The following is a 24,146-nucleotide window of genomic DNA, read 5'->3' as shown; positions in this document are numbered from 1 at the left end:
TTTCGCGCATTCGTTCGCGCCGCCCCTGATGGAGCACTCGCCCGGTGACCACCCCGCCCCCGCAGCATCCCCCCGCCGGCCCGGGCCACTCCTGGCCGCCGCCGTCGCCGCCACCGGTGTGGGGGCCGCCGCCGTCCGCGTACGGGCACCCGCCCGCGCTCAACGGGTTCGCCCTGGCCTCGCTGCTGGTCGGGCTGCTGTGCTTCCCGCCGCTCGGGATCGTCTTCGCGGTCGTGGCGCTGGTGCAGATCGCGCGCAAGGGGGAGCGGGGCCGCGCCCTGGCCGTCGCGGGCCTGGTGGTCTCGCTGCTGACGACGGCCGTCCTGGTCGCCGGCCTCACCCGGTACGCGGGGCACTTCACCGGCGCGCTGGGCGGGGCGCGGTACGCGGAGCAGGTCGAGGGCCAGCTGACGGGGATGGACGAGCTGCGCGTGGGCGACTGCTTCAACGTCCCCGGCGGCGACCTGCTGGACGACGCCCGCTTCACCTACCGGATCGGCTGCGACCGGGTGCACGACGCCGAGGTGACCGCCACGACGGCGATCGGGCAGAACCCCTATCCCGGCAAGGGGTGGCTGAAGGACAACGCCACGGACGTCTGCTGGAAGGCGCAGGACGCGTACGCGATGGACTCGTGGGCGCTGCCCGGGTACGCGGAGATGTTCTACTTCACCCCCTCGCCGGACAGCTGGCAGAACGGCGACCGGCGGCTCCTGTGCCTCATCGGCACGTCGACCGAGGAGCACAAGGGCAGTCTGCGCAAGGATGCGGGCATGCTGACGCCGGACCAGGTGACCCTGCTGAGCGCGCTGAACGGCGTGGACCAGGCGCTGGGTCGCGTCCCGGACCGGGAGCTCGACGAGGCGCTGCCCGAGCACCAGAAGTGGGCGCGGAGCGTGGACGAGGCGCTGGCGGCGCAGGAGCGGATGCTCCAGGACGTCACCTCGCGCCAGGACACCGGACCGGCGGCGAGCGCCCGGCTCCGGGAGGTCGCGGCGGCGCGCAAGGAGTGGCAGCGGGCGGCGCGGGCGGCCCGGCCGGGCGACTTCCAGCGGGCGTGGGACGCGGCGCTGGCGGCCCTGTCGGTGGACGCGGAGAAGACGCTGCGCGGGGCGTACGGGCTCTCCACGCGGGTTCCGCAGTGGCTGCAGCCGGGTCCGGACGGGCCGGGGACGGGGTCGGGGCGGTGGCCCTCGTCGGAGTCCGTCTGAGGTCCTCTGGGTAACGCGCGGTAACGGGTTTGAGTGACCTGGGTTCATCACATCGAGTGAAACTCTGGCCCGTGCTTGCGCTGCTCAACCGTCGGTTGCCAGGGTGTAGCTGTCTGTCAACCTGATGGGAGTGGCTCGTGACTTTCGGTGAGCAGCCGGCCTATCTCCGCGTGGCCGGGGATCTGCGACGGAAGATCGTCGATGGCTCCCTGCCCCCGCACGCCCGGCTCCCTTCCCAGGCCCGGATCCGCGAGGAGTACGGGGTCTCCGACACCGTGGCGCTGGAGGCGCGCAAGGTCCTCATGGCCGAGGGGCTGGTGGAGGGCCGCTCCGGATCCGGTACGTACGTGCGCGAGCAGCCCGTGCCCCGCAGGGTCGCCCGCTCCGGCTACCGCTCGGCCGGGGCGTCGACGCCGTTCCGCCAGGAGCAGGCGGAGGCGGGCGCGCGCGGCACGTGGGAGTCCAGCAGCGAGCAGGCGGCCGCGCCGGACCGGATCGCCGAGCGCCTCGGCATCGAGCCGGGCGACCGCGTCATGCGCACCCGGTACGTCTTCCGCGACGCGGGGGAGGCCATGATGATCTCCACCTCCTGGGAGCCCCTGGCCGTGACCGGCCGGACCCCGGTGATGCTGCCGGAGGAGGGGCCGCTGGGCGGTTCGGGGGTGGTGGACCGGATGGCCGCCATCGACGTGGTCGTGGACAACGTGGTGGAGGAGGTCGGGGCCCGGCCGGGCCTGGCCGAGGAGCTCATGACGCTGGGCGGGGTCCCGGGGCACGTGGTGCTGGTGGTGAGCCGCACGTACTTCGCGTCGGGCCGCGCCGTGGAGACCGCGGACGTGGTCGTGCCGGCGGACCGCTACCGCCTCTCGTACCACCTGCCTGTCCGGTAACACCGCCCGCGCGGGGTTTTCGGTCGTTTCGCAAGGGTCCGGGGCGCGCCCCGGACCCATGTTCGAGTGGGGCCCGCGCGGAGCGCCGGGCCCTCCCACGTCGCCCACCCGTCGGCGCGCTCCGTGCGCCGGGTCCGGACCGGCGTGCACGCCCCTCTCGTACCCCTGGCCGGATGCGTACGCCCCCCGGGTACCTCTTCGTGAAAAACCGTATCCGCTCAGTAAAGGTCGGGCGTAAGCTCGGGCATATGCGCAATGCGGTTTCCTGGGCAGGTACAGCGGCGGAGGGTGAAGCGCGATGACCGACAGCGGTGCCCTGCTTCCATGGCTGGTCATACGTCAGGACGACAACGGCAACCGCTACCGGGTGGGTCGCTACCCCACCCGGGCCGAGGCCCAGAAGGTCGTCGACAGCCTCGACGACCGCGGACACGAGCAGCTGTACTGGGTCGAGCGGATCGGACAGGAAAGCCAGACCGCCACCACCAACTGAATCGGCTGAAGGCGCTGGCATAGGCTCCGCCCATGACTGTACGCGTGGTCGTGGGCGGAGCCCTTTGTCATGACGGGCGCCTGCTGGCCGCCCGGCGCAGCGCGCCGCCCGAGCTGGCCGGCCGGTGGGAGCTCCCCGGCGGCAAGGCCGAGCCGGGCGAGACCGTGCCCGAGGCGCTGGTGCGCGAACTGCGCGAGGAGCTCGGCGTGGAGGCCGAGGCGCTGGAGCGGATCCCGGGGGAGTGGCAGCTGAAGCCCGGCCTGGTCCTGCACGTGTGGACGGCCCGGCTGGTCGCGGGCGAGCCCGAGCCCCTGGAGGACCACGACGAGCTGCGCTGGCTGGCCCCGCACGAGCTGGACGCGGTGGACTGGCTCGACCAGGACCGGCCCTTCGTCGAGGAGGCCGGACGCCGGCTGCGTGCCGCGGCGGACGCGGGGTAGGCGTCGCGGCGGGTCCCGGGTACGACGCGGTGGGCCCCGGCCGGGAGCCGGGCCGGCGGCCGCGGCAGGAGGCGGGGCCCGGCGCCGCGTCGCACGGCGGGGCGCACCGGGGCGCGCGAGGCTCCCGCCCTAGGCCGTCTGCGCCACAGTGCGCCGGTGCGTGGGGGATCGGGTGGTACGGCGCCCTGATTATCGGGTATGTCGCTATTAGTCCCTATCTCGCCCCCCTTTCGTCACCGACGAACCGGACTGGGGTCGCTGGTGGCCCGGGAAGTGATCGGCGTGATCGACACAGACGGTGAATGCGCCGAGTGGGCCTTCCCCGCCGAGCCCGGTGCCGTCCGCACCGCACGCCACGCCGTGCGCGGCACCCTCCGCTCCTGGGGCCTGGACTCCGTCGGCGACGTGACCGTCCTGCTGGTCAGCGAGCTGGTCACCAACTCCCTGCGGTACGCCTCCGGCCCCATCGGGGTCCGCCTGGTACGGCGCAATCCGGCCGCGCCGGACCTGGCCGGCGGCCCGGCCCTCCTCGTGGAGGTCTCCGATCCGCTTCCGGATCCGCCCCGCGAGCGGATCGCCCGGCCCGACGACGAGGGCGGTCGCGGCCTGCACCTCGTCGCCGTCTCCGCGCGCCGCTGGGGGACCCGGCACGGGAAGACGGGGAAAACCGTGTGGTTCGAGTTGGCTCTTCCTGGTGAGTAACAAGGAGAAGGGCGGCAGTGGGTCTCCCGGGCGCCGTCTGGGACGACCACCGGACGTGGCCGGAAAACAACGGGACCCTTTTGTGATCGTGAACGCCGTGCCGTACGGGGCCGTGGTGCTGAATACTTCGGTCATGGCCGGTCCGGTTGCGGTGAGCTGGAGGGGACGGTCGCGTGAGCGAGATACCTGCGCAGACACATCAGGCCCGTGTGCCCGGGGAGCCTTTGCACGACTCCCTGTGGCACACCAGTCCGCCTGGCTCGATATACGACTACATAAAGGTCGCCTCCTTCTCGATCGGCCCTGACGGGCTCATCGACCAGTGGAGCCTGCGCGCCGAGGAACTCTTCGGGCTCGGCGCGGCGCAGGCGGTCGGCCGCGACCCCGTCGCGGCCTTCATGCCCCCCGAGCTGCGCGAGGGCGGCCACCGCAAGGTCGCCGAGATCCTCGACGGCAAGGAGTGGACCGGCCTGGTCCCCTTCCGCATCCCCGGCGGCGACGGCGCCCACGGCGTGGCCGAGATCTATGTGATGCCCACCCAGACCGCGAGCGCCGAGCGGGCCGCGCTCTGCGTCGTCGTCGACGTGCGCGCGCTGCGCCGCATCGAATCCGACCTCGCCGCCTCACAGGCCATATTCGGCCAATCGCCCTTCGGTTTCCTGCTGTTCGGCACCGACCTCACCGTGCAGCGCGCCAACCGGCGCTTCGCGACCGTCTTCGGCGGCACCGTCGCGGAGCACCGCGGCCGCACCGTCCACGACTACCTGCCGCCCCACGAGGCCGACCGGATGGCCGAAGCCCTCCGCCGGGTGCTGGAGACCGGCGAGTCCGTCACCGACCTGCGGATCACCGGCGCCACCCCCCGCAGCCGCGACGACCGCCACTGGTCGATCAACCTCTACCGGGTGCACGACGGCACCGGCCGCCCCATCGGCGTCGCCGGCCTCGGCACCGACGTCACCCGCCGCCACCTCGCCGCCCGCGAGGCCGCCGGGGTCCGCCGCAACCTCGCCCTCCTCAACGAGGCCGGGCACCGCATCGGCAACTCCCTCGACCTGGAGACCACCGCCCGCGAACTCCTCGACGTCACCGTCCCCGGCTTCTGCGACCTGGCCGCCGTCGACCTCTACCAGGGCCTGCTGCTCGGCGACGACGACCGCCCCGCCCGCCCCCAGGGACCCGGCGTACCCTCCCTCCCCGACCAGGGCGCCCGCCGCGCCCCCTCCGCGAAACTGCGCCGGGTCGCCTTCGCCTCCGCCGTCTCCGACGCCCCCCTGTCGGGGCCCGGCGCACTGGTCGCCGTGGGCGAGACCCACCGCTACCCCGCCGCCTCCCCTGGCGCGCGGGTCCTGCGCACCGCACGCCCCCGGCTGGTCGACGCCGCCGGCCCCGACGACCTCGTCCAGTCCACGCTGATCGTCCCGATGGTCGCCCACGACACCGTGGTCGGCCTCGCCCAGTTCTCCCGTACGAAGGGCAGCGAGCCCTTCGGCGAACGCGACCGGGCCGTCGCCGTGGAACTCGCCGCACGGGCCGCCGTCTGCATCGACAACGCCCGCCTCTACCGGCGCGAGCACGAACGCGCCCTGATCCTCCAGCGCAGCCTGCTCCCGCCCGGCGACCCCGAGGCCGCCGGCCTCGACATCGCCTGCCGCTACCTGCCGGGCAACGCCGCCACCGAGGTCGGCGGCGACTGGTTCGACGTCATCGAACTGCCCGGGCACCGCACCGCCCTCGTCGTCGGCGACGTCATGGGCCGCGGCCTGCGCGCCGCCGTCGCCATGGGCGAACTGCGCACCGCCGTACGCACCCTCGCCCTGCTGGACCTGGAACCGGCCGAGGTGCTCGCCGCCCTCGACGAGGTCGCCCGCGGCCTCGGCGCCCCCGGCGGCGCCCAGCAGGCCTCGCGCGCCGCCCTGCACTCCCGCGACGCCGACCGCTCCGAGGTCTACCTCGCCACCTGCGTCTACGCCGTCTACGACCCCGTCACCCGGCGCTGCACCATCGCCAACGCCGGCCACATGCCGCCCGTCCTCGTCGAACCCCCCGAGGACGGCGCCGAACCCCGCCCCGGGCTGCTGCTGGAGATCCCGACCGGAATGCCGCTCGGCGTGGGCGGCGAACCCTTCGAGGAGGTCGAGGTCGAACTCCCCGAGGGCGCCCTGCTCGCCCTCTACACGGACGGGCTGGTCGAGTCCCGCGACCACCCGCTGGAGGAGGGCCTGCGCGGCCTGCGAGGGGCGGTCGCCGATCCGTCCCGCCCCCTGGAGGAGGTCTGCGACCACGTCCTCAACACCCTCCACACCCGGCACGGCGAGGACGACATCGCCCTGCTCATGGCACGGGTCCAGGGCCTGCCCGCCGGAGCCGTCGGCGACTGGCAGCTGCCCCGCGAGGCCCGCTCGGTGGGCCGGGCCCGGGAACTGGCCCGCGCCAAACTGCCCGCCTGGGGCCTGGAGGGGCTCCTCGACACCACGGAACTGCTGGTCAGTGAACTCGTCACCAACGCCCTGCGGTACGGGGAGGGCGAGATCCGGCTCCGGCTGCTGCTGGACCGGACCCTGGTGTGCGAGGTCTGGGACGGCAACCTCGTCCAGCCCCGCCGCCGCCGCGCCCGGGACACCGACGAGGGCGGCCGCGGCCTCCAGCTCGTCGGCCTCCTCTCGGCCGGCTGGGGCACCCGCCGCACCCACCGGGGCAAGACCGTCTGGTTCGAGCTCCCGCTCCCGATGCCGGGCGGCGCACCGGGAGAGGCGGTCACCGAACTGTCGGCGGAACAACTGCTGGACATGTACGGCTGAGCGGTACCCGTCAGGCCGCCCCCGACTTGAGCGCGGCCAGCCGGGCCTCGACCTCCGAGGCCCGGCCGAGGTCGTCCAGCGCCTCGAACTGGGCGTCCAGGGAGGAGGCCGCCAGCTCCGACTTCCCCATGGCCATCGCCTCCTCCCGCCGCACCTTCTCCTCGAAGCGGTGCAGCTCGCTGGTCGGGTCCAGCACGTCGATGTCCTTGACGGCGTCCAGCATGGTGTTCTGCGCCCGGGCCGTCCTCGCCCGTGCCACCAGCTCGTCCCGCTTGGCCTGGAGCTCCGTCAGCTTGTCCTTCATCGCGCCGAGGCCCTCCCTGAGCCTGTCCACGACCTCCGTCTGAGCGGCGATCACCGGCTCCGCCGTCGCCGCCTCCCTCTCCGACCGCAACTGCCGCCCCAGGGCCACCTTCGCCAGGTTGTCGAACCGGTCCGCGTCCGCCGCCGCGCCGGACGCGCGCAGCTCGTCCGCCTTGCGGCTGGCCGCGAGCGCCTTGCCGCCCCACTCCGCGGCCGCGTCCACGTCCTCCTGGTGGTCGGCCTCCAGCATCCGCAGGTTCCCGATGGTCGTGGCCACCGCCTGCTCGGCCTCCGAGATGTTGTTCGAGTAGTCGCGGATCAGCTGGTCGAGCATCTTCTGCGGGTCCTCGGCCTGGTCCAGCAGCGCGTTGATGTTGGCCTTCGCGAGCTGGGTGACACGGCCGAGGATCGTCTGCTTGCTCATCGGGGTCCTTCCTGGTGGCTGGGGGTCCGCAGGTCTGCCGTCCCGTCGTTCAGAAGCGGCCGCCGCCGCCCATGCGGCCGCGGGTGCCGCCGCCCCCGTAGGAGCCGGGCCCGCCGTCGAACCCGCCGCTTCCGCCTCCGCCCCCGCCGAAGCCGCCGCGGCCGCCGCCGCGCAGGATCTCGCCGAGGATGATCCCGCCCAGCACGGCACCGCCCCGGCCGCCGTCCCCGCGCCGGCCCGCGTACGGGTTCCGGTACGCCCGTACGTCCTCCTCCGCCAGCTGCTGCGCCTGCCGGGCCAGCGAGTCCGCCTGCTGCGCCTCCGCCAGCGCCCCCGCCGGGTCCTGGCCGGCCAGCGAGGCCGACCGCTCCAGGTGCCGCCGCGCCTCCGCCAGCCGGGTACGGGCCGGGCTGCCGACGGCACCCCGGCTGGTGGTCACGTAGTCCGCCGCCGCGCCGATCGCGCTGCGGGCCGACAGCTGCGCCTGGTCCAGCAGCGCCGCCGCCCGCCGCCGCCCCGACTCCTGCTCGCGGGCCCCCGCCAGGGCCTCGTCCAGGGCCGCGTCCGCCTCCTCGACCCGGCGCAGCGCGTCGATCGGGTCGTACCGGCCGGCCGCCAGCTGCCGCCGCACGTCGGCCAGTACGGACTCCGCCCGGCCGATCCGGCCCCGCAGGTCCCCCGTGGCGGACCCCGCCTGGGTACCGGTGAGCAGGCCGCGCGCGTCGGCGAGGTCCGTCTCCGTCTCGGTGAGGGCGCCCGGCAGCTCCGCGGCCGCCTCCGCCAGCTCCCGGGCCCGCCGCTCCACCGCGTCCACCAGCGTCGCCGCCTGGTCCACCGCGCCCTCGGCGGCCCGTACGTGCACGGCGGCCCGGCCGTTGTCCCCCGAAGCGAGCGCGGCCCGGGCCTCGCCGAGGCTGGTCGTGGCGAACAGCAGCCGGTCCTCGGCCTGTTCCGGGTTGGAGGCCACCGGCGCGGCCGCGGAGTCCGCGTAGCGGCCCGTCAGCGCGGTGAGGGTGGCCGCGGCGGTCGTCGTACGGCCCGTCAGCACCCGGAACCGCGCCTCCACCGTGGCCAGGGCCCGCGGGGCGTTCTTCTCCAGGTCCCGCAGCCGGTCGAAGTCCGCCGACTCGGCGTCGAGCCTGCGGTTGGCCTCGGTGCACCGGGCCACGATCTCCTCCAGCATCCGCCGGCGGGTCGCGTCGTCCTCCGGGTACGCGTCGTCCAGCTGCTGGCGCAGCCGGAAGGCGTGCGTCAGCTCGTCCTCGGCGTACGCCACCGCCGCGGTGAACGTGCCGACCGCGTCGTCGCCGAACTGCGCGGTGGCGAAGCCGAGCTCCTCGGTGCTGGTGCGGACGGCGTCGTCGGTCGCCACGAGCAGGGCCTTCGCCGTGGCGTCGAGCTCGGGCAGCGGCGCCGGACCGGCCCGCGCCCCGTCCCAGCCGGCATGGGCGGTGGTGGTGCCCCGTCCCGTCCCGTCGCGCCTCCTGCGGCGGCGGTACGCGTACACCCCGAGCGCCCCGGCCGCGCCCACGGCGACCACCGGCAGCAGGTAGTCCCCGGCCCCGCTCGCCCCTTCCGCCGCGCCCCCGGGATCGGCGGTGCCGGGGGTGACGGCGGGCACGGGTACCGGCTTCCCGCCGAGCACGGCGTCGTAGCCGTTCGCCGCGCCGATGGCCGCGCCGGCCCAGTCGTTCTGGCGCAGGGCGGGCTCGATGGTGGTACGGGCGACGTCCGCGAGCTGCGCCTCGGTGAAACCGGAGTCGACGTCGGCCGAATAGGCGTACTGCCGGGCGCCGGTGGCCACCGCGAGCAGCACGTCGTCCTGGCCGAGCCCGTTCTTCTGCGCGGTGGCGTCGGCCCAGCTCTGCGGGGCACGGCCGGAGAAGTCGCGTACGTACGCCACGAAGAGCTGGACCTTCCGGTCGGCGTACAGCCGCTCCAGCGCGGCGGCCACGGCGGGCCCCCGGTCGCCGAGGGCGCCGACCCGGTCGGTGACCTGCCCCTGGCGCGACAGCGCGACGGGGTCCTCGGCCCGGGCGGGCGGGGCCGGCAGCGCCAGCAGCACGGCGGCGAGGAGGAGCGCGGGGGCGGCGGCGCGTCTCAGCGGGTGCACATGGGGGAGGCTATGTTCCGTTCCGGCCCCCCGCACCCGGAGGTCGTCGGCCGGTGCCGGTGGGCCGGGTGCGGCTGGTGTGCCGCTGCGCGGTGCCCGCCCCTCCCCGCCCTTCACCCGTTCTCGCCTCAGGCGCCGGCGGGGCTCAGAACACGGCGCTACCGCGCCCGCGCCTCAAGCGCCGGCGAGGCTGAAATCAGCCCCGCCTGCGTTTGAGGCGCGGGTCCGGGCGGAGCCCGGGGAACGGTGGAAGGGCGGGTAGGGGACCTGCTCCGCGCAGCGGCCCAACCGACCGCGCCCGACCACCGGCACCGGCCCCGCCCAGCGCCGCCGGACGGAGCCCGGCGCAGCGGGGCGGAGTCGATCAGCGGTGCGGAGCCCGGTACGGCGCCGTACCGCGGGGCGCGTCACAGCATCGGCCCGGCGCCGGAACGGAACGCGCGCCCCGTCACGACGGCAAGGGCGCACCCGTCAGCGCCGGCCCCGCGAAGACGAGGGCGTCGGCGGCGACCACCGGCCCGGGTCCTTCGGCCGGGTGGTCCCGGTGCCCGCGGGGCTTGCCCGTCGTGACGTCGAGGCCCGTCACGAACGGGAGGGCCGTCCGGCCCAGCAGCCCCCGCCGGCCGCCGTGGGAGGACCGCACGTACAACACCCCCCGCCGCACCCCCAGCAGCTCCAGCACGCACGCCGTGCCCTCCCGCCGCGTCACCGGCCGCTGCCACCGCACCGCCCCGCTCTCCGCGTCGAGCGCGAACACCACGTCCCAGCCCTGCTCCGCCCGGTACGCGGCCGCGTACACCACCCCGTCGTCGACGAGCAGCCCCGCCGCCGGCACCCCCGGCTCGAAGCGCCACAGCTCGTAGCCCTTGCGCCGGTCCAGCGCGCGCAGGACGCCGCCGTCCAGGACGTGCACCGGCCCGCCCGCCGCCTGGTCGGGGGCCGCCGGAGCGCCGGCGTCGTAGCCGCGCGGCCACGACCACAGCGGGGTCCCGCTCGGCAGGTGCAGCGCCCGCAGCCGCCCGCCGCCCCCGACGACCAGGCACTCGCCCGAGACCGTGAACGAGGGCACGCCCGACAGCCGGTGCCGCCACACCGGTTCCCCGGCGGTCTTGTCCAGGGCGGTCAGCTCCTCGTGCGCCGCGTGCAGCAGCAGCCCCGGCACCGGGATCAGCTCCGCCGGCCCGTCCAGTTCCCGCCACCACCGCACCCGCCCGTCCGCCGGATCCCGGACAACCAGTCGCCCCTGCGACCCGGCGCCCGAGGTCACGACCACGCACACGGTGTCCGCGTCGGCCGCGCACCACACCCGCTCCGGCTCCGGCAGCGGCCGCGCCCGCACCCCCTCGTCGGCGTACGCCGTCCAGAGCGTCGCTCCGGTCGGTGCGTCCACGCAGCCGACCCCGGCGCCCGTCGTCCACACCGCCCGCTCCCCGGCCGCGTGCAGTTCGTCCGGCCGCTCATCGGTCCGCCACCCCGCCGTCGGCCGGGGCCCGACCGCGTCGGGGCGCGGGCGCGGGCGCGGCCCCGGCGCGCGCGGGGGCGGTGTGCCGGGGTCCGCCGCGACGGCCGCCAGCCAGGGCGCCCCCGCCGTGCAGTCCCGGGCGATCCAGGCCAGCTCCCGGCCCCGCTCGGCGGGTTCGGCCAGCCGCCGGGCGGCGGCGGCACGCTCCTGCGCGACGGCCGGGTCCAGCACGGAGGGCAGGTCCCGCGCGCTCAGGTCCCGGGCGGCCTCCAGGTCCGCGCGGGCCGCCTCCAGATCCCCGTCCCCGGTGTCGGCCAGCGCCCGCTCCGCCAGGGCCAGGGCCTCGGCCGCGCCCGCCCGGTCCCCGACGGCGGAGCGTTCGCCCGCCACCCGGCACAGTGCCCGCACCCGGGCCCCGCCGCCCGGTATCCGCGCGGCCAGCCGGAGGGCGGCGGGCAGGTCCTGCCGGGCGACGGCGGTGACGGCCCTGGACTCGGCGGCGGCCCGGACCGTCGGGTCCTGGATCAGGGACAGGTACCCCTCGGCGCGGGGGAGGTCGGCCGCGGCGCTCGCCGGTGCGGCCCGCGCCAGGACGGCCTCCTCCGCCGGGCCGCCGGCGAAGTACCGCCGGGCCAGCCGGACCCCGCGTTCGGGGGCGACCGCCGCGAGCTCCTCCGCGACCTTGCGCAGCCGGGTCAGCCGCTTCGGCCCCGACACCGCGAACAGGGCCTGCTGCGCGTCGGTCAGCACCCGTTCGGTGCGGGCGGGGGCGTCCCGCGAGATCCGCCGGGCCAGCGAGGTCAGCAGCGCGGCCACCCGGGCGCCGTCGCCGTCCCCGTCGGTCCAGGCCCAGAGCTCGGCGTCCGCCAGCAGCCGGCCGGCGAGGCCCGCGTCGAAGCGCGCCGCGGCCTCCGCCGCGAGGGCGAGACCCTCGGTGCGCGCCTCTCCCGCCCCGGGCGGCAGGGAGACCAGCGTCTCCTCGGCCTCCAGCAGCAACTCCCGTACGAAGTCCCGTACCGGGGCGGGCACGAAGCCGTCCGGCCCCCGCCCGGAACCCGTCCCGCCCCCCGGCTCCGGCCCCCGCTCAGCCCCCGGCCCCCGCCCCGCCCCGTGCGGCACCCCCGCCCCCGACCGGGAACCCGCCTCCGCCCCCGGCCCGGCCCCCGTCCCCGACCGGGAACCCGCCTCCGCCCCCGGCCCGGCCCCCGCCCCCGACCGGGAATCCGGCCCGGCTCCCGAGTTCGTCTCGGCCCCCGCCTTCGCCTCCGCGTCCGGCCCGGCCCCCGCCCCCGCCAGGGACCCCGGCTCTCCCCACGGCCCGTCGCCCGGGGTGGAGGCCCCCGCCCCGCCGCCGTCCGCGATCCGCCCGAGCCCCCGCAGCGCCCCCGCCACCCATCCCGCCGACTCCGGCCGGTCCCGCGGGTCCTTCGCCAGCAGCGCCAGCACCAGCCGGCCCAGCTCCGCGGACACCCCCGGCACCGCCAGCGGCAGCGGCGCGTCCTCCACGTGGCGCCGCATCAGGACGTACATCGGCTCCGCCGACCCGAAGGGCGGCTCCCCGCTCAGCAGGGCGTACAGCACGCACCCCAGCGCGTACAGGTCGCAGCGGGCGTCCACGTGCTCGCCGCGCCACTGCTCGGGCGCCATGTAGGGCGGGGTGCCGAACATCCGCCCGGTCACCGTCCAGCCGGCCGTCGCGTCGGCGGAGTGGGCTATGCCGAAGTCGCAGATCTTGAGGCGGCCGCCGGGCAGCAGGAAGAGGTTCTGGGGTTTCAGGTCCCGGTGCACCACGGCCCGTTCGTGCGCGGCGGCCAGCGCCTCCGCCGTCTGCGCGCCCAGCTCCACCGCCTCGGCCACCGGCAGGCCGCCGGGGGAGCGGGCCAGCCGCGCCCCCAGGTCCTCCCCGGAGAGCAGCTCCATCACGATGAACAGCCGCCCCTCGTGCTGCCCCACGTCGTGCACGACGGTGATGCCCGGGTGCTGGAGGCGCGCCCCGATGGTGGCCTCCCGCCGGAACCGGGCGATCAGCTCCTCGTTGGTCGCCGCGTCCAGCAGCACCTTGACCGCCACGGCCCGGTGCAGGGCCCGGTCGTGCCCGCGCCACACCTCGCCCATGCCTCCGGCGCCGAGCCGCCGGTCCAGCCGGTACCGGTCCGCCAGTACTTCCCCCACCCGCACCGCGAAGCCCCCTGAGATCACGTCGTCCGACGGTCATCCAGGGGGCATTGTCCACCGCTGAGTGAACTAACGGGGGTCGGAGGCCGAACGCCGCCGGATCTTGTTCCCCAGCCACACCAGGGGGTCGTACTTGCGGTCCACGGCCCGCTCCTTCAGCGGGATCAGGGCGTTGTCGGTGATCTTGATGCCCTCGGGGCAGACCTCCGTGCAGCACTTGGTGATGTTGCAGTAGCCCAGGCCGTGTTCCTCCTGGGCGGTGCGCTTGCGGTCCAGGCCGGCGTCCGCGGCCGCGTCCAGCGGGTGCATGTCCAGCTCGGCGACCCGCATCAGGAAGCGCGGGCCGGCGAAGACGGTCTTGTTCTCCTCGTGGTCGCGCACCACGTGGCAGGTGTCCTGGCACAGGAAGCACTCGATGCACTTGCGGAACTCCTGTGAGCGTTCCACGTCCACCTGCTGCATCCGGTACTCGCCCGCGGCGACCCCCGGCGGGGGCACGAAGGCCGGGACCTCGCGGGCCTTGGCGTAGTTGAAGGACACGTCCGTGACCAGGTCCCGGATCACCGGGAAGGCGCGCAGCGGGGTGATCGTGACGGTCTCGTCCCGCCCGAAGACGGACATCCGCGTCATGCACATCAGCCGCGGCCGGCCGTTGATCTCCGCGCTGCACGAGCCGCACTTGCCCGCCTTGCAGTTCCAGCGGACCGCGAGGTCGCCGGCCTGGGTCGCCTGGAGCCGGTGCACGATGTCCAGGACCACCTCGCCGTCGTGCACCTCGACGGTGAAGTCCCGCAGGCCCCCGCCCTCCGCGTCGCCCCGCCAGACCCGGAAGCGTGCCTCGTATGTCGTCACCAGTGCAGCTCCTCTTCGGCGAGGTACTTGGCCAGTTCTTCCTTCTCGAAGAGCGCGAGCAGGTCGGGGCGGATCGGCTCGGTGCGGACCCGTTCCAGCGTGATCCGCGCCGCGGCGGGGTCGGCGGGGGGCGGATCGACCGGCCGGCACAGCAGGTTCACCGGCCGCCACCGCCGTTCCATCGCCGGGCAGTCCTCGCGGGTGTGCCCGCCGCGGCTCTCGGTGCGCTCCAGGGCGGCGCGGGCCACGCACTCGCTGACCAGCAGCATGTTGCGCAGGTCCAGCGCCAGGTGCCAGCCCGGGTTGAACTGCCGGTGCCCCTCGACCCCGGCGCGGGCGGCGCGTACGCGCAGGGCCGCCAGCCGCTCCAGGGCCTCGGCCATCTCGCCCTCGCGGCGGATGATGCCGACCAGGTCGTTCATTGCCGTCTGGAGCTCCTGGTGGAGGGTGTACGGGTTCTCCGCGCCGTCGGCGGCGTGGAACGGGGCGAGGGCCTCGGCGGCCGCCGCGTCGATCTCCGCCTGGGAGACGGCGGCCCGTACGGCACCCGCGGCCGCGGCGTGCTCCGCCGCGTGCAGTCCGGCACGCCGGCCGAAGACCAGCAGGTCGGAGAGGGAGTTGCCGCCCAGCCGGTTCGAGCCGTGCATGCCGCCGGCGACCTCGCCGGCGGCGAACAGGCCCGGTACGCCGACGGTGGCGGCGGTGTCGGAGTCGACCGCGATACCGCCCATCACGTAGTGGCAGGTCGGGCCGACCTCCATGGGCTCGGCGGTGATGTCCACGTCCGCCAGCTCCTTGAACTGGTGGTACATGGACGGCAGCCGGCGTTTGATCTTCTCGGCCGGCATCCGGGTGGACACGTCGAGGAACACTCCGCCGTGCGGGGAGCCGCGGCCGGCCTTCACCTCGGAGTTGATGGCGCGGGCCACCTCGTCGCGGGGGAGCAGCTCGGGCGGGCGCCGGTTGTGGTCGGGGTCCTCGTACCAGCGGTCGCCCTCCTCCTCCGACTCGGCGTACTTCTCCTTGAAGACGTCCGGGACGTAGTCGAACATGAAGCGCTCGCCCTCGGAGTTGCGCAGCACCCCGCCGTCGCCGCGCACGGATTCGGTGACGAGGATGCCCTTCACCGAGGGCGGCCAGACCATGCCCGTGGGGTGGAACTGGACGAACTCCATGTTGAGCAGGGGGGCTCCGGCGAGCAGGGCCAGCGCGTGGCCGTCGCCGGTGTACTCCCAGGAGTTGGAGGTGGTCTTGAAGGACTTGCCGATCCCGCCCGTGGCCAGGACGACGGCGGGGGCCTCCAGGACGAAGAAGCGGCCGGTCTCGCGCTCGTAGCAGAAGGTCCCCGCAACCCTCTCCCCGCCCTGGGGGCCGCGATCCTTCAACACCCGCGTGACCGTGCACTCCTGGAAGACCTTGAGCCGTGCCTCGTGGTCCCCGTACTCCCCGAAGTCCTCCTGCTGGAGCTGGACGATCTTCTGTTGGAGGGTGCGGATCAGTTCCAGGCCGGTGCGGTCGCCGACGTGCGCGAGGCGCGGGTACTCGTGCCCGCCGAAGTTGCGCTGGGAGATCCGGCCGTCGGGCGTGCGGTCGAAGAGGGCGCCCCAGGTCTCCAGCTCCCAGACCCGGTCGGGGGCCTCCTTGGCGTGCAGCTCGGCCATCCGCCACTGGTTGAGGAACTTGCCGCCGCGCATGGTGTCGCGGAAGTGGACCTGCCAGCCGTCGCCCTCGTTGACGTTGCCCATGGCGGCGGCGATGCCGCCCTCCGCCATCACCGTGTGGGCCTTGCCGAAGAGGGACTTGCAGATCACGGCCGTACGGGCGCCCCGCTCGCGGGCCTCGATCGCGGCCCGCAACCCGGCACCGCCGGCACCGACCACGACCACGTCCCACTGCTGCCGTTCCACTTGAGCCATCTCAGAAGATCCTCGGGTCGGTGATGGTGCCGGTGGCCAGCAGGTACACGTAGAAGTCACACAGGGCCACGCTGATCAGGGAGGCCCACGCGAGCTGCATGTGGCGGGCGTTGAGCCGGCTGACCCAGCCCCACAGGCGGTAGCGCACCGGGTGCCGGGAGAAGTGCTTGAGGCGGCCGCCCATGATGTGCCGGCAGGAGTGGCAGGAGAGCGTGTAGGCCCAGATCAGCACGATGTTGGCCAGGAAGAGGAGGGTGCCCAGCCCCATGTGGCCCCAGGCGTAGTGCTCGTCGCGGAAGGTCAGTGCGGTGTCGTACGTGAGGATGCCGGCGACCGGCACGGCCGCGTAGAAGAAGTACCGGTGCAGGTTCTGCAGGACCAGCGGGAAGCGGGTCTCGCCCGTGTACGAGGCGTGCGGCTCGGCGACGGCGCAGGCGGGCGGCGAGGCCCAGAAGCCCCGGTAGTAGGCCTTGCGGTAGTAGTAGCACGTCAGCCGGAAGCCGAGCGGGAAGACCAGGATCAGCAGGGCGGGGGACAGGGCCCACCAGCTGCCGAACAGGTCGAGGTTGGGTCCGCCGCGCATCTCCTGGCAGTTCTCCGCCAGGCAGGGGGAGTAGAACGGGGAGACGTACGGGGCCGCGTAGTAGTGGTCGTTGGCGAAGGCCCGCCAGGTCGAGTACGCGATGAAGGCGAGCAGCCCGGCCGCGGTGCCGGCGGGCGACAGCCACCACCGGTCGGTCCGCAGGTGCCGGGCCGTGATCGCGGCCCGGGTGGGGCCGTGGATCCCGCCGGGCCGCTGCTGGGGTGGTTCCGTGCCTGTGGCCAAAGGGAACTCCGGGTGGAGTGGTCGAGGGGTGGCCCAGGAGGCCCGGCCGCCGGGGCGGCCGGGCCAGATGGGGGTGCTGCGCGCGTACGGGCGGCGGGCCCTAGGGGGCGCGGCGGTCGCGGGCGCCGAGGCCCTCGTCGTCGGTGTCCGTCCACAGCGCGGTGTCGTACGGGGTGTCCGGGATGGTCACCATCCTGGACTTCTCCGGCGGCCTGGAGCCGCCGGCCGGCGCCTGCCGGGCGACGTCCTTCTCCAGCTGCTCCACCGAGCGGACCAGCTCGTCGAGACTGCGCCGTACGGCGGTCAGATCGTCTTGCAGGGACATGACTTGCCCTCACTTCCGCAGGGTGCGGTGGCAACGCTCACGGGCGCCTGCGAGTGTCGCGCCTCCCGTCCCCGGTTGTGAAGGGACGTGCAGCGATTCCGGGCGCGCAGGCGCAAACCGTGCGCCCCTCCCCGCTCCCATTTTCATCCCTCGAACGAGGGAACGCGCGCCTGGACGCCCGGCCCGCCGGCGGCCGGGGGCGGGGGGCGCGCCCCGGGGGCGCAAGCGGGATTGGTCCGCACGGGTGGGGTTCGCGGCGTGGCGCGGGGCCGCTGCGGAGGACGCGGGGGGTGGTCGATTTCAGTGGGTTTCCACACCGGTGTGATCAGCTCCATATACCGCCGAACGTGATCAAGACCCTGTTTTCACGGCCCTCGTGCCCCGCCCCGGAGGTACCACCCATGACCCAGAGAAGGCGCAGGTCCTTGGCGCTCCTCACCTCGGGAGTCCTCGCACTGCCGCTCCTCGCGGGCTGCGGCGCGGGCGAGGACGAGGGCGGCCCGGCCGCCGCGGGCCCGGACATCGCGGCGACCGTCCGCGAACAGGTCGCCGACGGCGGCGTGCTGCGGTGGGCCGTGGACGCCCTGCCGGAGACGCTGAACGCCTTCCAGGCCGACGCGGACGCGACCACCAGCCGGATCGCCGGCGCGGTCCTGCCCCAGCTGTTCACCCTGGACGCCAAGGGCCGGCCGGTGGCCAATCCGGACTACCTGGAGAAGGCCGAGGTCGTCGAGCGCGAGCCCAAGCAGGTCGTCCTGTACAAGCTGAACCAGCAGGCGGTGTGGAGCGACGGCCGCGAGATCGGCGCCGCCGACTTCGTCGCCCAGTGGCGGGCCCTGAACGGCAAGGACTCGGCGTACTGGACCGCCCGCAACGCCGGCTACGACCGGATCGAGAAGATCGAGCGCGGCAAGAACGACCTGGAGGTCAAGGTCACCTTCGTCAGGCCGTACGCCGACTGGCGCTCCCTGTTCAGCCCGCTCTACCCCAAGCAGGTCATGGGCACCCCGGAGGCCTTCAACGAGGGCGCCCGCGGCGCCCTCAAGGTCACCGCCGGGCCCTTCGGCCTCGGGGCGATCGACAAGAAGACCGGCACCGCGGCGCTGACCCGCAACCCGCGCTGGTGGGGCCGGCCCGCGAAGCTCGACACCCTCGTGCTGACGGCGGTGCCCCGGGCGGGCCGGCCGGCGGCGCTGGCCGCTGGGAAGGTCGATCTGGCCGAGATCGACCGCTCGGGCGCCGACCGGATCGCCCTCGCCCACCGGGACGCCGGCCAGGTCGACGGCACGCACGGCCCGGGCGCCGCGCTCACCCCCGCGCAGGCCACCCTCTCGTGGGCGCTGGCCCACGGCGCCGACGAGGCCAAGGCGAAGGAGGAGCAGGAGACCCGCCAGAAGAACGCCGACGCCGTCAAGCAGTACGCGCAGGAGCAGTCGGCGCTGCGCGGCTTCACGGTCCGCAAGTCGCTGGAGCCCGCCTACACGCAGCTGGCGATGAACGGGGCCTCCGGCCCGCTGTCGGACGAGCGCGTCCGCCGGGCCGTCGCCCGCGCCCTGGACCGCAAGACGCTGGCCGAGATCGTCCTCAAGCCGCTCGGTCTGCCGGCGAAGCCGGTCGGCAGCCACCTGGCGCTGGCCGGGCAGCAGGCGTACGCCGACAACAGCGACGCCCTCGGCGGCCAGGACACCCAGGCGGCGCAGGCCCTGCTCGCGGACGCGGGCTGGCGCAAGGGCGGCAAGCTGAACGAGCCGGCGAAGGCGGGGGCCGAGAGCGCCGAGAGCGCGCAGGACGACTCCAAGACCCGGGCGGGCGCCAAGCCCGGGCCGGGCGACGGCACCGGCGACGACGGCCTGTACATCGTGGGCGACGACGACGGGCGCAACGGCGACCTGCGCTCGGCCACCGCCGACCTGGGACTGCGCCGGACCCGTCCGGGCCTGCCCGGTGCCCCCGCCGCGGGGCTGCGCGTCCTGCCGCAGACGCCGGTGCGCGGCTTCGGGGCGGACCCGGCCGACGGCATCGCCTCCTTCGGCCGCGCGGACGGGCCCTCGGCGGCCCTGGCCCCGGCCTCCCTCGCCGCGCAGCAGGAGCACGTCCTGCTGGCCCAGGCGGAGACCCTCGCGAAGGGGGCCGCCGCGGCCGCGGGCGACGCCAAGGCCCCGGCGGAGGGCGAGGAGGCCAGGGAGGACGGTGACGCGAAGGAGCCCGCCGCGGGCGCCAGCCCGGCCCCCGTGCAGGCTCCCGCCAAGCAGGCCCGTACCTCGGGGGCGATGCTCGCGAAGGACGGCAAGCCGCTCAGCCTGCGCTTCGTGCTCCCGGCGGGGCCGGGATCCGAGGCCCTGCGCTCGGTCGGCGAGCGGATCTCCCAGATGCTCCAGAAGATCGGCATCAGCACGGAGATCAAGAAGGTGGCCGACGAGAGCTTCTTCAAGGACCACGTCGCCTCGGGCCAGTACGACCTGGCCCTGTACTCGTGGCCGGCGACGGCCTTCCCGGCCACCGACGCCCGGCCGATCTTCGCCAAGCCGGAGCCGGCCGCCGACGGCTCGCTCCTCGTCGAACAGAACTACACCCGGGTCGGTACCGACCACATCGACCAGCTGTTCGACCAGGCGGCCGGCGAGCTGGACGAGGCGCAGGCCCGCGAGCTGATGCGCAAGGCGGACGCCCGCATCTGGGCGGCGGCCGGCTCCATCCCGCTCTACCAGCGTCCCGAGCTGGTCGCGGCCAAGCCGGGCCTGGCCAATGCCGGGGCCTTCGGCCTGGGGACGCCCCGCTACCAGGACATCGGCTGGAAGAAGCCGACGGCCGCCAAGGGCGCCAAGGAGGGCGAGAAGAAGTAGGCGGGAAGCAGGGGGAGAAGCGCCCGAGGACATCGGGTGAAATAACGGGGACTGTCAGGTTGACCCCCGGGTAGCAAGCTCAGATGTGACTCAAGTTCCTTGCCCGCCGGAGTCCCGGCGGGCAAGGTCGTAGGTACCCATTGACCCGCATGAACACAGGCCGCGACCCCCGCCGGGACCCCCCACCCGAAACCCGGCGTCGCTCAGTCGTCCGGCCCCTTGACAGACCCCCCGGCAGGCGGTTCCCGCCACTCGACGTACGATGGGGTAAGGCCGTGGCAGGTTTCCGCCCGGCAGAGGCTCGCGTGCCAGGCCGTACGCGACGCCATCCACGATCCCGGGAGAAGCGCCGAAGTGCCCACGCGCCACGACATCCGTAACGTCGCCATCGTCGCCCACGTCGACCATGGCAAGACGACCATCGTCGATGCCATGCTCAAGCAGGCCGGTGCCTTCGCCGCCCACCAGCAGCTCGACGACCGCATGATGGACTCGAACGACCTGGAGCGTGAGAAGGGCATCACGATCCTCGCCAAGAACACGGCGGTGAAGTACCACCCCAAGGACGGCGGGGCCCCGATCACGATCAACATCATCGACACCCCCGGCCACGCCGACTTCGGTGGCGAGGTCGAGCGCGGTCTGTCGATGGTGGACGCGGTCGTCCTCCTGGTGGACGCCTCCGAGGGTCCGCTGCCCCAGACCCGCTTCGTGCTCCGCAAGGCCCTCCAGCAGCGGAAGCCCGTCATCCTCTGCATCAACAAGACGGACCGCCCGGACTCCCGTATCGACGAGGTCGTCAACGAGACGTACGACCTCTTCCTCGACCTGGACGCCGACGAGGACCAGATCGAGTTCCCGATCGTCTACGCCTGCGGCCGTGACGGCATCGCCTCGCTGACCAAGCCGGAGGACGGCACCGTCCCCGCCGACAGCGAGAACCTGGAGCCGTTCTTCTCCACCATCCTGGAGCACGTCCCGGCCCCGACCTACGACGAAGAGGCCCCCCTCCAGGCCCACGTCACCAACCTGGACGCCGACAACTTCCTCGGCCGCATCGCGCTGCTCCGCGTCGAGCAGGGCGAGCTGCGCAAGGGCCAGACCGTCGCGTGGATCAAGCGTGACGGCACGATCTCCAACGTCCGCATCACCGAGCTGATGATGACCGAGGCGCTCACCCGCAAGCCCGCCGAGGTGGCCGGCCCCGGTGACATCTGTGCCGTCGCCGGTATTCCCGAGATCATGATCGGCGAGACCCTGGCCGACCCGGAGAACCCGATCGCGCTGCCGCTCATCACGGTGGACGAGCCGGCCATCTCCATGGTCATCGGCACCAACACCTCCCCGATGGTCGGCCGCGGCGGCTCCGGCAAGGGCGCGGACGCGAAGGCCGCGGTCAAGGACCGCAAGGTCACCGCCCGCCAGGTCAAGGACCGTCTGGACCGTGAGCTGATCGGCAACGTCTCGCTGCGCGTCCTGGACACCGAGCGCCCGGACGCCTGGGAGGTGCAGGGCCGCGGTGAGCTGGCGCTGGCCATCCTGGTCGAGCAGATGCGCCGCGAGGGCTTCGAGCTGACCATCGGCAAGCCGCAGGTCGTCACCAAGGAGGTCGACGGCAAGACGTACGAGCCCGTCGAGCGCATGACGATCGACGTGCCCGAGGAGCACATGGGCGCCGTCACGCAGCTCATGGGCGTCCGCAAGGGCCGCATGGACAACATGTCGAACCACGGCTCCGGCTGGGTCCGCATGGAGTTCGTCGTCCCGTCCCGCGGCCTCATCGGCTTCCGCACGGAGTTCCTGACCCAGACCCGCGGCACCGGCATCGGCCACTCGATCCACGAGGGCCACGAGCCGTGGTTCGGCCAGCTGGTCACCCGCAACAACGGCTCCCTGGTCGCCGACCGCGCCGGTGCGGTCACCGCGTTCGCGATGACCAACCTGCAGGAGCGCGGCGTGCTGTTCACCGACCCCGGCACCGAGGTGTACGAGGGCATGATCGTCGGCGAGAACTCGCGCGCCGACGACATGGACGTGAACATCACCAAGGAGAAGAAGCTCACGAACATGCGCTCCTCCTCCGCCGACACCTTCGAGGCGATCGTCCCGCCGCGCAAGCTCTCCCTGGAGCAGTCCCTGGAGTTCTGCCGCGACGACGAGTGCGTCGAGGTGACCCCGGAGGCCGTGCGCATCCGCAAGGTCGTCCTGGACCAGAAGGAGCGCTCGCGCACCGCGTCGCGCGCCAAGTCGGCCAAGTAGTCCGCGAGTCGGACTCTGGCCTAAAGCCGTACGGCTGACAACGGCCCCTCCCCGCACCGCTCCGGTGCGGGGAGGGGCCGTTCGCGTTTGTCAAACGGATTGTTGCGTTCTGGTGTCCGCATACCGACCGTGACGCTCCGGATGATGAGCTAACCGTCCGTTTCGCACGTGTCTGTCTCCTATCCGTTTGTCCGGATTTCGGGTTTTCGCCATGCGGTGATGTTGTGAAAACGAGACCACTTAAGTGTGGTTTACGGCCTGGCGGTCCCTGAGGATTGGCTCCATTGAGCTCGGGTCAATGGGTCACACGCTGTGGGGAGCGTCGACTCACGAGCACACACGATGGGACCGGATTTCGCTGTCAGGGGTGTCAGCGGGAACCGGGTCCTTCACGAATCGACAGTGACTCCTGAGGAGGCAAATACCCATGCGCGGAGCAACGAGCGCCAAGTGGGTCGCGGGTGCCGTGATCGTGGCCATGGCCGCGACGGCCTGCAGCACCGGTAGCAACGACGCCGGTGGCAAGGGCGGCAGCATCACCGTTGTGCTCGGCGAGCCGCAGCACCGCCTGATCGGTCAGGACACCGCGGAGTCCGAGGGCTCCGAGGTCATGAACGCGGTCTTCAGCGGTCTGGTCAAGTACGACATCAAGACCAACGAGCCGAAGCTCGACGTCGCCGAGTCCATCGAGAGCACGGACTCGAAGACCTGGACCATCAAGGTCAAGGACGGCTTCACCTTCCACAACGGCGAGAAGGTCGACGCGCAGTCGTTCGTCCGTGCCTGGAACTGGGGCGCCAACCAGGAGAACGTGGCCGAGTCCATGCCGTTCTTCGCCAAGATCGAGGGCTCCGAGGAGCTCGCTCCGGGCAAGGACAAGAAGCCCACCGCCAAGGAGCTCAAGGGCCTCAAGGTCGTTGACGAGAAGACCTTCACCGTCACGCTGAAGGAGCCCTTCTCCCAGTTCAAGACCATGCTGGGCTACAACGCCTTCTTCCCGCTGCCGAAGGCCTTCGAGTCCATGGACTCGAAGAAGTTCGGCGAGCACCCGATCGGCAACGGTCCCTTCCAGATGGACGGCGACTGGGAGCACAACAAGCAGATCAAGGTCAAGCGCTTCGACAAGTACCCGGCCGAGGGCCGTGCGAAGCTCGCGGGCGTCACCTTCAAGATCTACGACAACATGGACACGGCGTACAACGACCTGCGCGCCGACAACATCCAGATCGTCGACAAGCTCCCGATCTCGGCGATGGCCACCGTCTCCCAGGAGTTCGGCGACCGCTACATCTACAAGCCCGAGTCGGCCGTCGGCTACATCGGCCTCCCGCTGGAGACCAACCCCGAGGCGTTCGGCAAGGTGGAGATCCGACAGGCCATCTCCATGGCCATCGACCGGGACACGCTGACGAAGACCATCTTCAACGGCACCCGCAAGCCGGCCGACGACTTCATCAGCCCCATCATCCCGGGCTACCGCAAGGGCGCGCTGGGCGAGGTCGGCCAGTACAACCCGACCAAGGCCAAGGAGCTCTTCGAGAAGGCCGGCGGTGTTCCCGGCAACAAGATCGAGCTCGGCTACAACGCCGACGGCGGCCACAAGGAGTGGATCGAGGCCGTCGCCAACCAGCTGAAGGCGAACCTCGGCATCGAGGTCACCGCCAAGCCGTACGCCAAGTTCGGTGACATGCTGGACGACCTCGGTGCGGCGAAGTACAAGGGCGCCTTCCGCATGGCGTGGTCGATGGACTACCCGGCGGCGGAGAACTACCTGCGTCCGGTCTTCTCGAAGGTCGCGATCGAGCAGGGCTCCAACTACGGCCACTACCGCAACGACGAGTTCGAGAAGGTCATGGCGGAGGCCGACAAGGCCACCGACGCCGCCGAGGGCCTGAAGCTGTACCAGAAGGCCGATGACATCATCATCAAGGACCTTCCGTACATCCCGGTGTTCACGTACATGTCCTCCGCGGCCTACTCCAAGTCCGTGAAGAACGTCGAGGTCGACGCCCAGGGCCAGATGGACCTGGCGAACGTCGAGCGCAACTAACACCCCTCGTCACTTAGGGGAGTTCGCGGGGGCGGGTAGACGGAATCAGGTTTCCGTCTGC

General features: G+C 73.3%; 16 protein-coding genes. 9 read left to right on the top strand and 7 right to left on the bottom strand.

The genetic code is table 11. The features are described 5' to 3' along the window. Positions 1–44: 44 nt before the first annotated feature. The 6 genes from ABD973_RS10800 (at position 45) to ABD973_RS10775 (ending at position 6,537) form a co-directional block, all read left to right on the top strand. Positions 45–1,211 carry a DUF4190 domain-containing protein gene (locus ABD973_RS10800; protein ID WP_125822379.1) on the top strand — a complete coding sequence of 389 codons (1,167 nt, stop codon included), beginning with the start codon at positions 45–47 and terminating at the stop codon, positions 1,209–1,211. Between the two features lie 137 nt (positions 1,212–1,348). Next, positions 1,349–2,101 carry a GntR family transcriptional regulator gene (locus ABD973_RS10795; RefSeq protein ID WP_125822380.1) on the top strand — a complete coding sequence of 251 codons (753 nt, stop codon included), beginning with the start codon at positions 1,349–1,351 and terminating at the stop codon, positions 2,099–2,101. A 298-nt stretch (positions 2,102–2,399) separates the two neighbouring features. After that, positions 2,400–2,594: an SPOR domain-containing protein gene (locus ABD973_RS10790; protein WP_007266305.1), complete on the top strand. Its 195-nt coding sequence runs from the start codon at positions 2,400–2,402 to the stop codon at positions 2,592–2,594. Positions 2,595–2,626: 32 nt separating this feature from the next. Further along, entirely contained in the window at positions 2,627–3,034 is a 408-nt protein-coding gene (locus ABD973_RS10785; RefSeq protein ID WP_125598317.1) for a (deoxy)nucleoside triphosphate pyrophosphohydrolase, read from the top strand. A 273-nt stretch (positions 3,035–3,307) separates the two neighbouring features. Continuing rightward, the gene (locus ABD973_RS10780; RefSeq protein ID WP_125598354.1) at positions 3,308–3,736 is read left to right on the top strand and encodes an ATP-binding protein; all 429 of its coding nucleotides are present in this window, start codon (positions 3,308–3,310) and stop codon (positions 3,734–3,736) included. Between the two features lie 224 nt (positions 3,737–3,960). Continuing rightward, complete coding sequence (locus ABD973_RS10775; protein WP_241253373.1) at positions 3,961–6,537, top strand: SpoIIE family protein phosphatase; 2,577 nt, start codon at positions 3,961–3,963, stop codon at positions 6,535–6,537. 10 nt (positions 6,538–6,547) lie between these two features. On the opposite strand, the gene ABD973_RS10770 is transcribed toward ABD973_RS10775, so the two are convergent. From ABD973_RS10770 to ABD973_RS10740, 7 genes are all read right to left on the bottom strand, one after another. Continuing rightward, positions 6,548–7,264, bottom strand: a complete 717-nt coding sequence (locus tag ABD973_RS10770) for a PspA/IM30 family protein (RefSeq protein ID WP_125822382.1) — start codon at positions 7,262–7,264, stop codon at positions 6,548–6,550. Between the two features lie 49 nt (positions 7,265–7,313). Then, positions 7,314–9,368 (bottom strand): TPM domain-containing protein, encoded by a 2,055-nt coding sequence (locus ABD973_RS10765; RefSeq protein ID WP_345504552.1) that lies wholly within the window; start codon positions 9,366–9,368, stop codon positions 7,314–7,316. 457 nt (positions 9,369–9,825) lie between these two features. Further along, positions 9,826–13,038, bottom strand: a complete 3,213-nt coding sequence (locus ABD973_RS10760) for a protein kinase domain-containing protein (protein WP_345500007.1) — start codon at positions 13,036–13,038, stop codon at positions 9,826–9,828. Between the two features lie 45 nt (positions 13,039–13,083). After that, positions 13,084–13,866 (bottom strand): succinate dehydrogenase/fumarate reductase iron-sulfur subunit, encoded by a 783-nt coding sequence (locus tag ABD973_RS10755; protein ID WP_125604247.1) that lies wholly within the window; start codon positions 13,864–13,866, stop codon positions 13,084–13,086. After that, the gene (locus ABD973_RS10750; RefSeq protein WP_345500005.1) at positions 13,863–15,782 is read right to left on the bottom strand and encodes a fumarate reductase/succinate dehydrogenase flavoprotein subunit; all 1,920 of its coding nucleotides are present in this window, start codon (positions 15,780–15,782) and stop codon (positions 13,863–13,865) included. Before ABD973_RS10750 ends, ABD973_RS10755 begins: the two co-directional genes overlap by 4 nt. A gap of 1 nt (position 15,783) precedes the next feature. Continuing rightward, on the bottom strand, positions 15,784–16,608 hold the full coding sequence (locus ABD973_RS10745) for a hypothetical protein (RefSeq protein WP_125822386.1): 825 nt from the start codon (positions 16,606–16,608) through the stop codon (positions 15,784–15,786). 100 nt (positions 16,609–16,708) lie between these two features. After that, on the bottom strand, positions 16,709–16,933 hold the full coding sequence (locus ABD973_RS10740) for a hypothetical protein (protein WP_125604254.1): 225 nt from the start codon (positions 16,931–16,933) through the stop codon (positions 16,709–16,711). A gap of 401 nt (positions 16,934–17,334) precedes the next feature. Here ABD973_RS10740 and ABD973_RS10735 point away from each other — a divergent pair, with 401 nt between their 5' ends. The 3 genes from ABD973_RS10735 to ABD973_RS10725 all read left to right on the top strand — a co-directional run bounded on the left by ABD973_RS10735 (position 17,335) and on the right by ABD973_RS10725 (position 24,085). Next, the gene (locus ABD973_RS10735; protein ID WP_125822387.1) at positions 17,335–19,776 is read left to right on the top strand and encodes an ABC transporter family substrate-binding protein; all 2,442 of its coding nucleotides are present in this window, start codon (positions 17,335–17,337) and stop codon (positions 19,774–19,776) included. Positions 19,777–20,130: 354 nt separating this feature from the next. Beyond that, entirely contained in the window at positions 20,131–22,035 is a 1,905-nt protein-coding gene (gene typA / locus ABD973_RS10730; protein WP_125597094.1) for a translational GTPase TypA, read from the top strand. Between the two features lie 427 nt (positions 22,036–22,462). After that, entirely contained in the window at positions 22,463–24,085 is a 1,623-nt protein-coding gene (locus tag ABD973_RS10725) for a peptide ABC transporter substrate-binding protein (protein ID WP_125822388.1), read from the top strand. Positions 24,086–24,146 lie beyond the last annotated feature (61 nt).

It is taken from the genome of Streptomyces racemochromogenes, assembly GCF_039535215.1.
Taxonomy (GTDB): Bacteria; Actinomycetota; Actinomycetes; order Streptomycetales; family Streptomycetaceae; genus Streptomyces; species Streptomyces racemochromogenes.
This window is presented reverse-complemented; position numbering and strand designations above follow the sequence as displayed.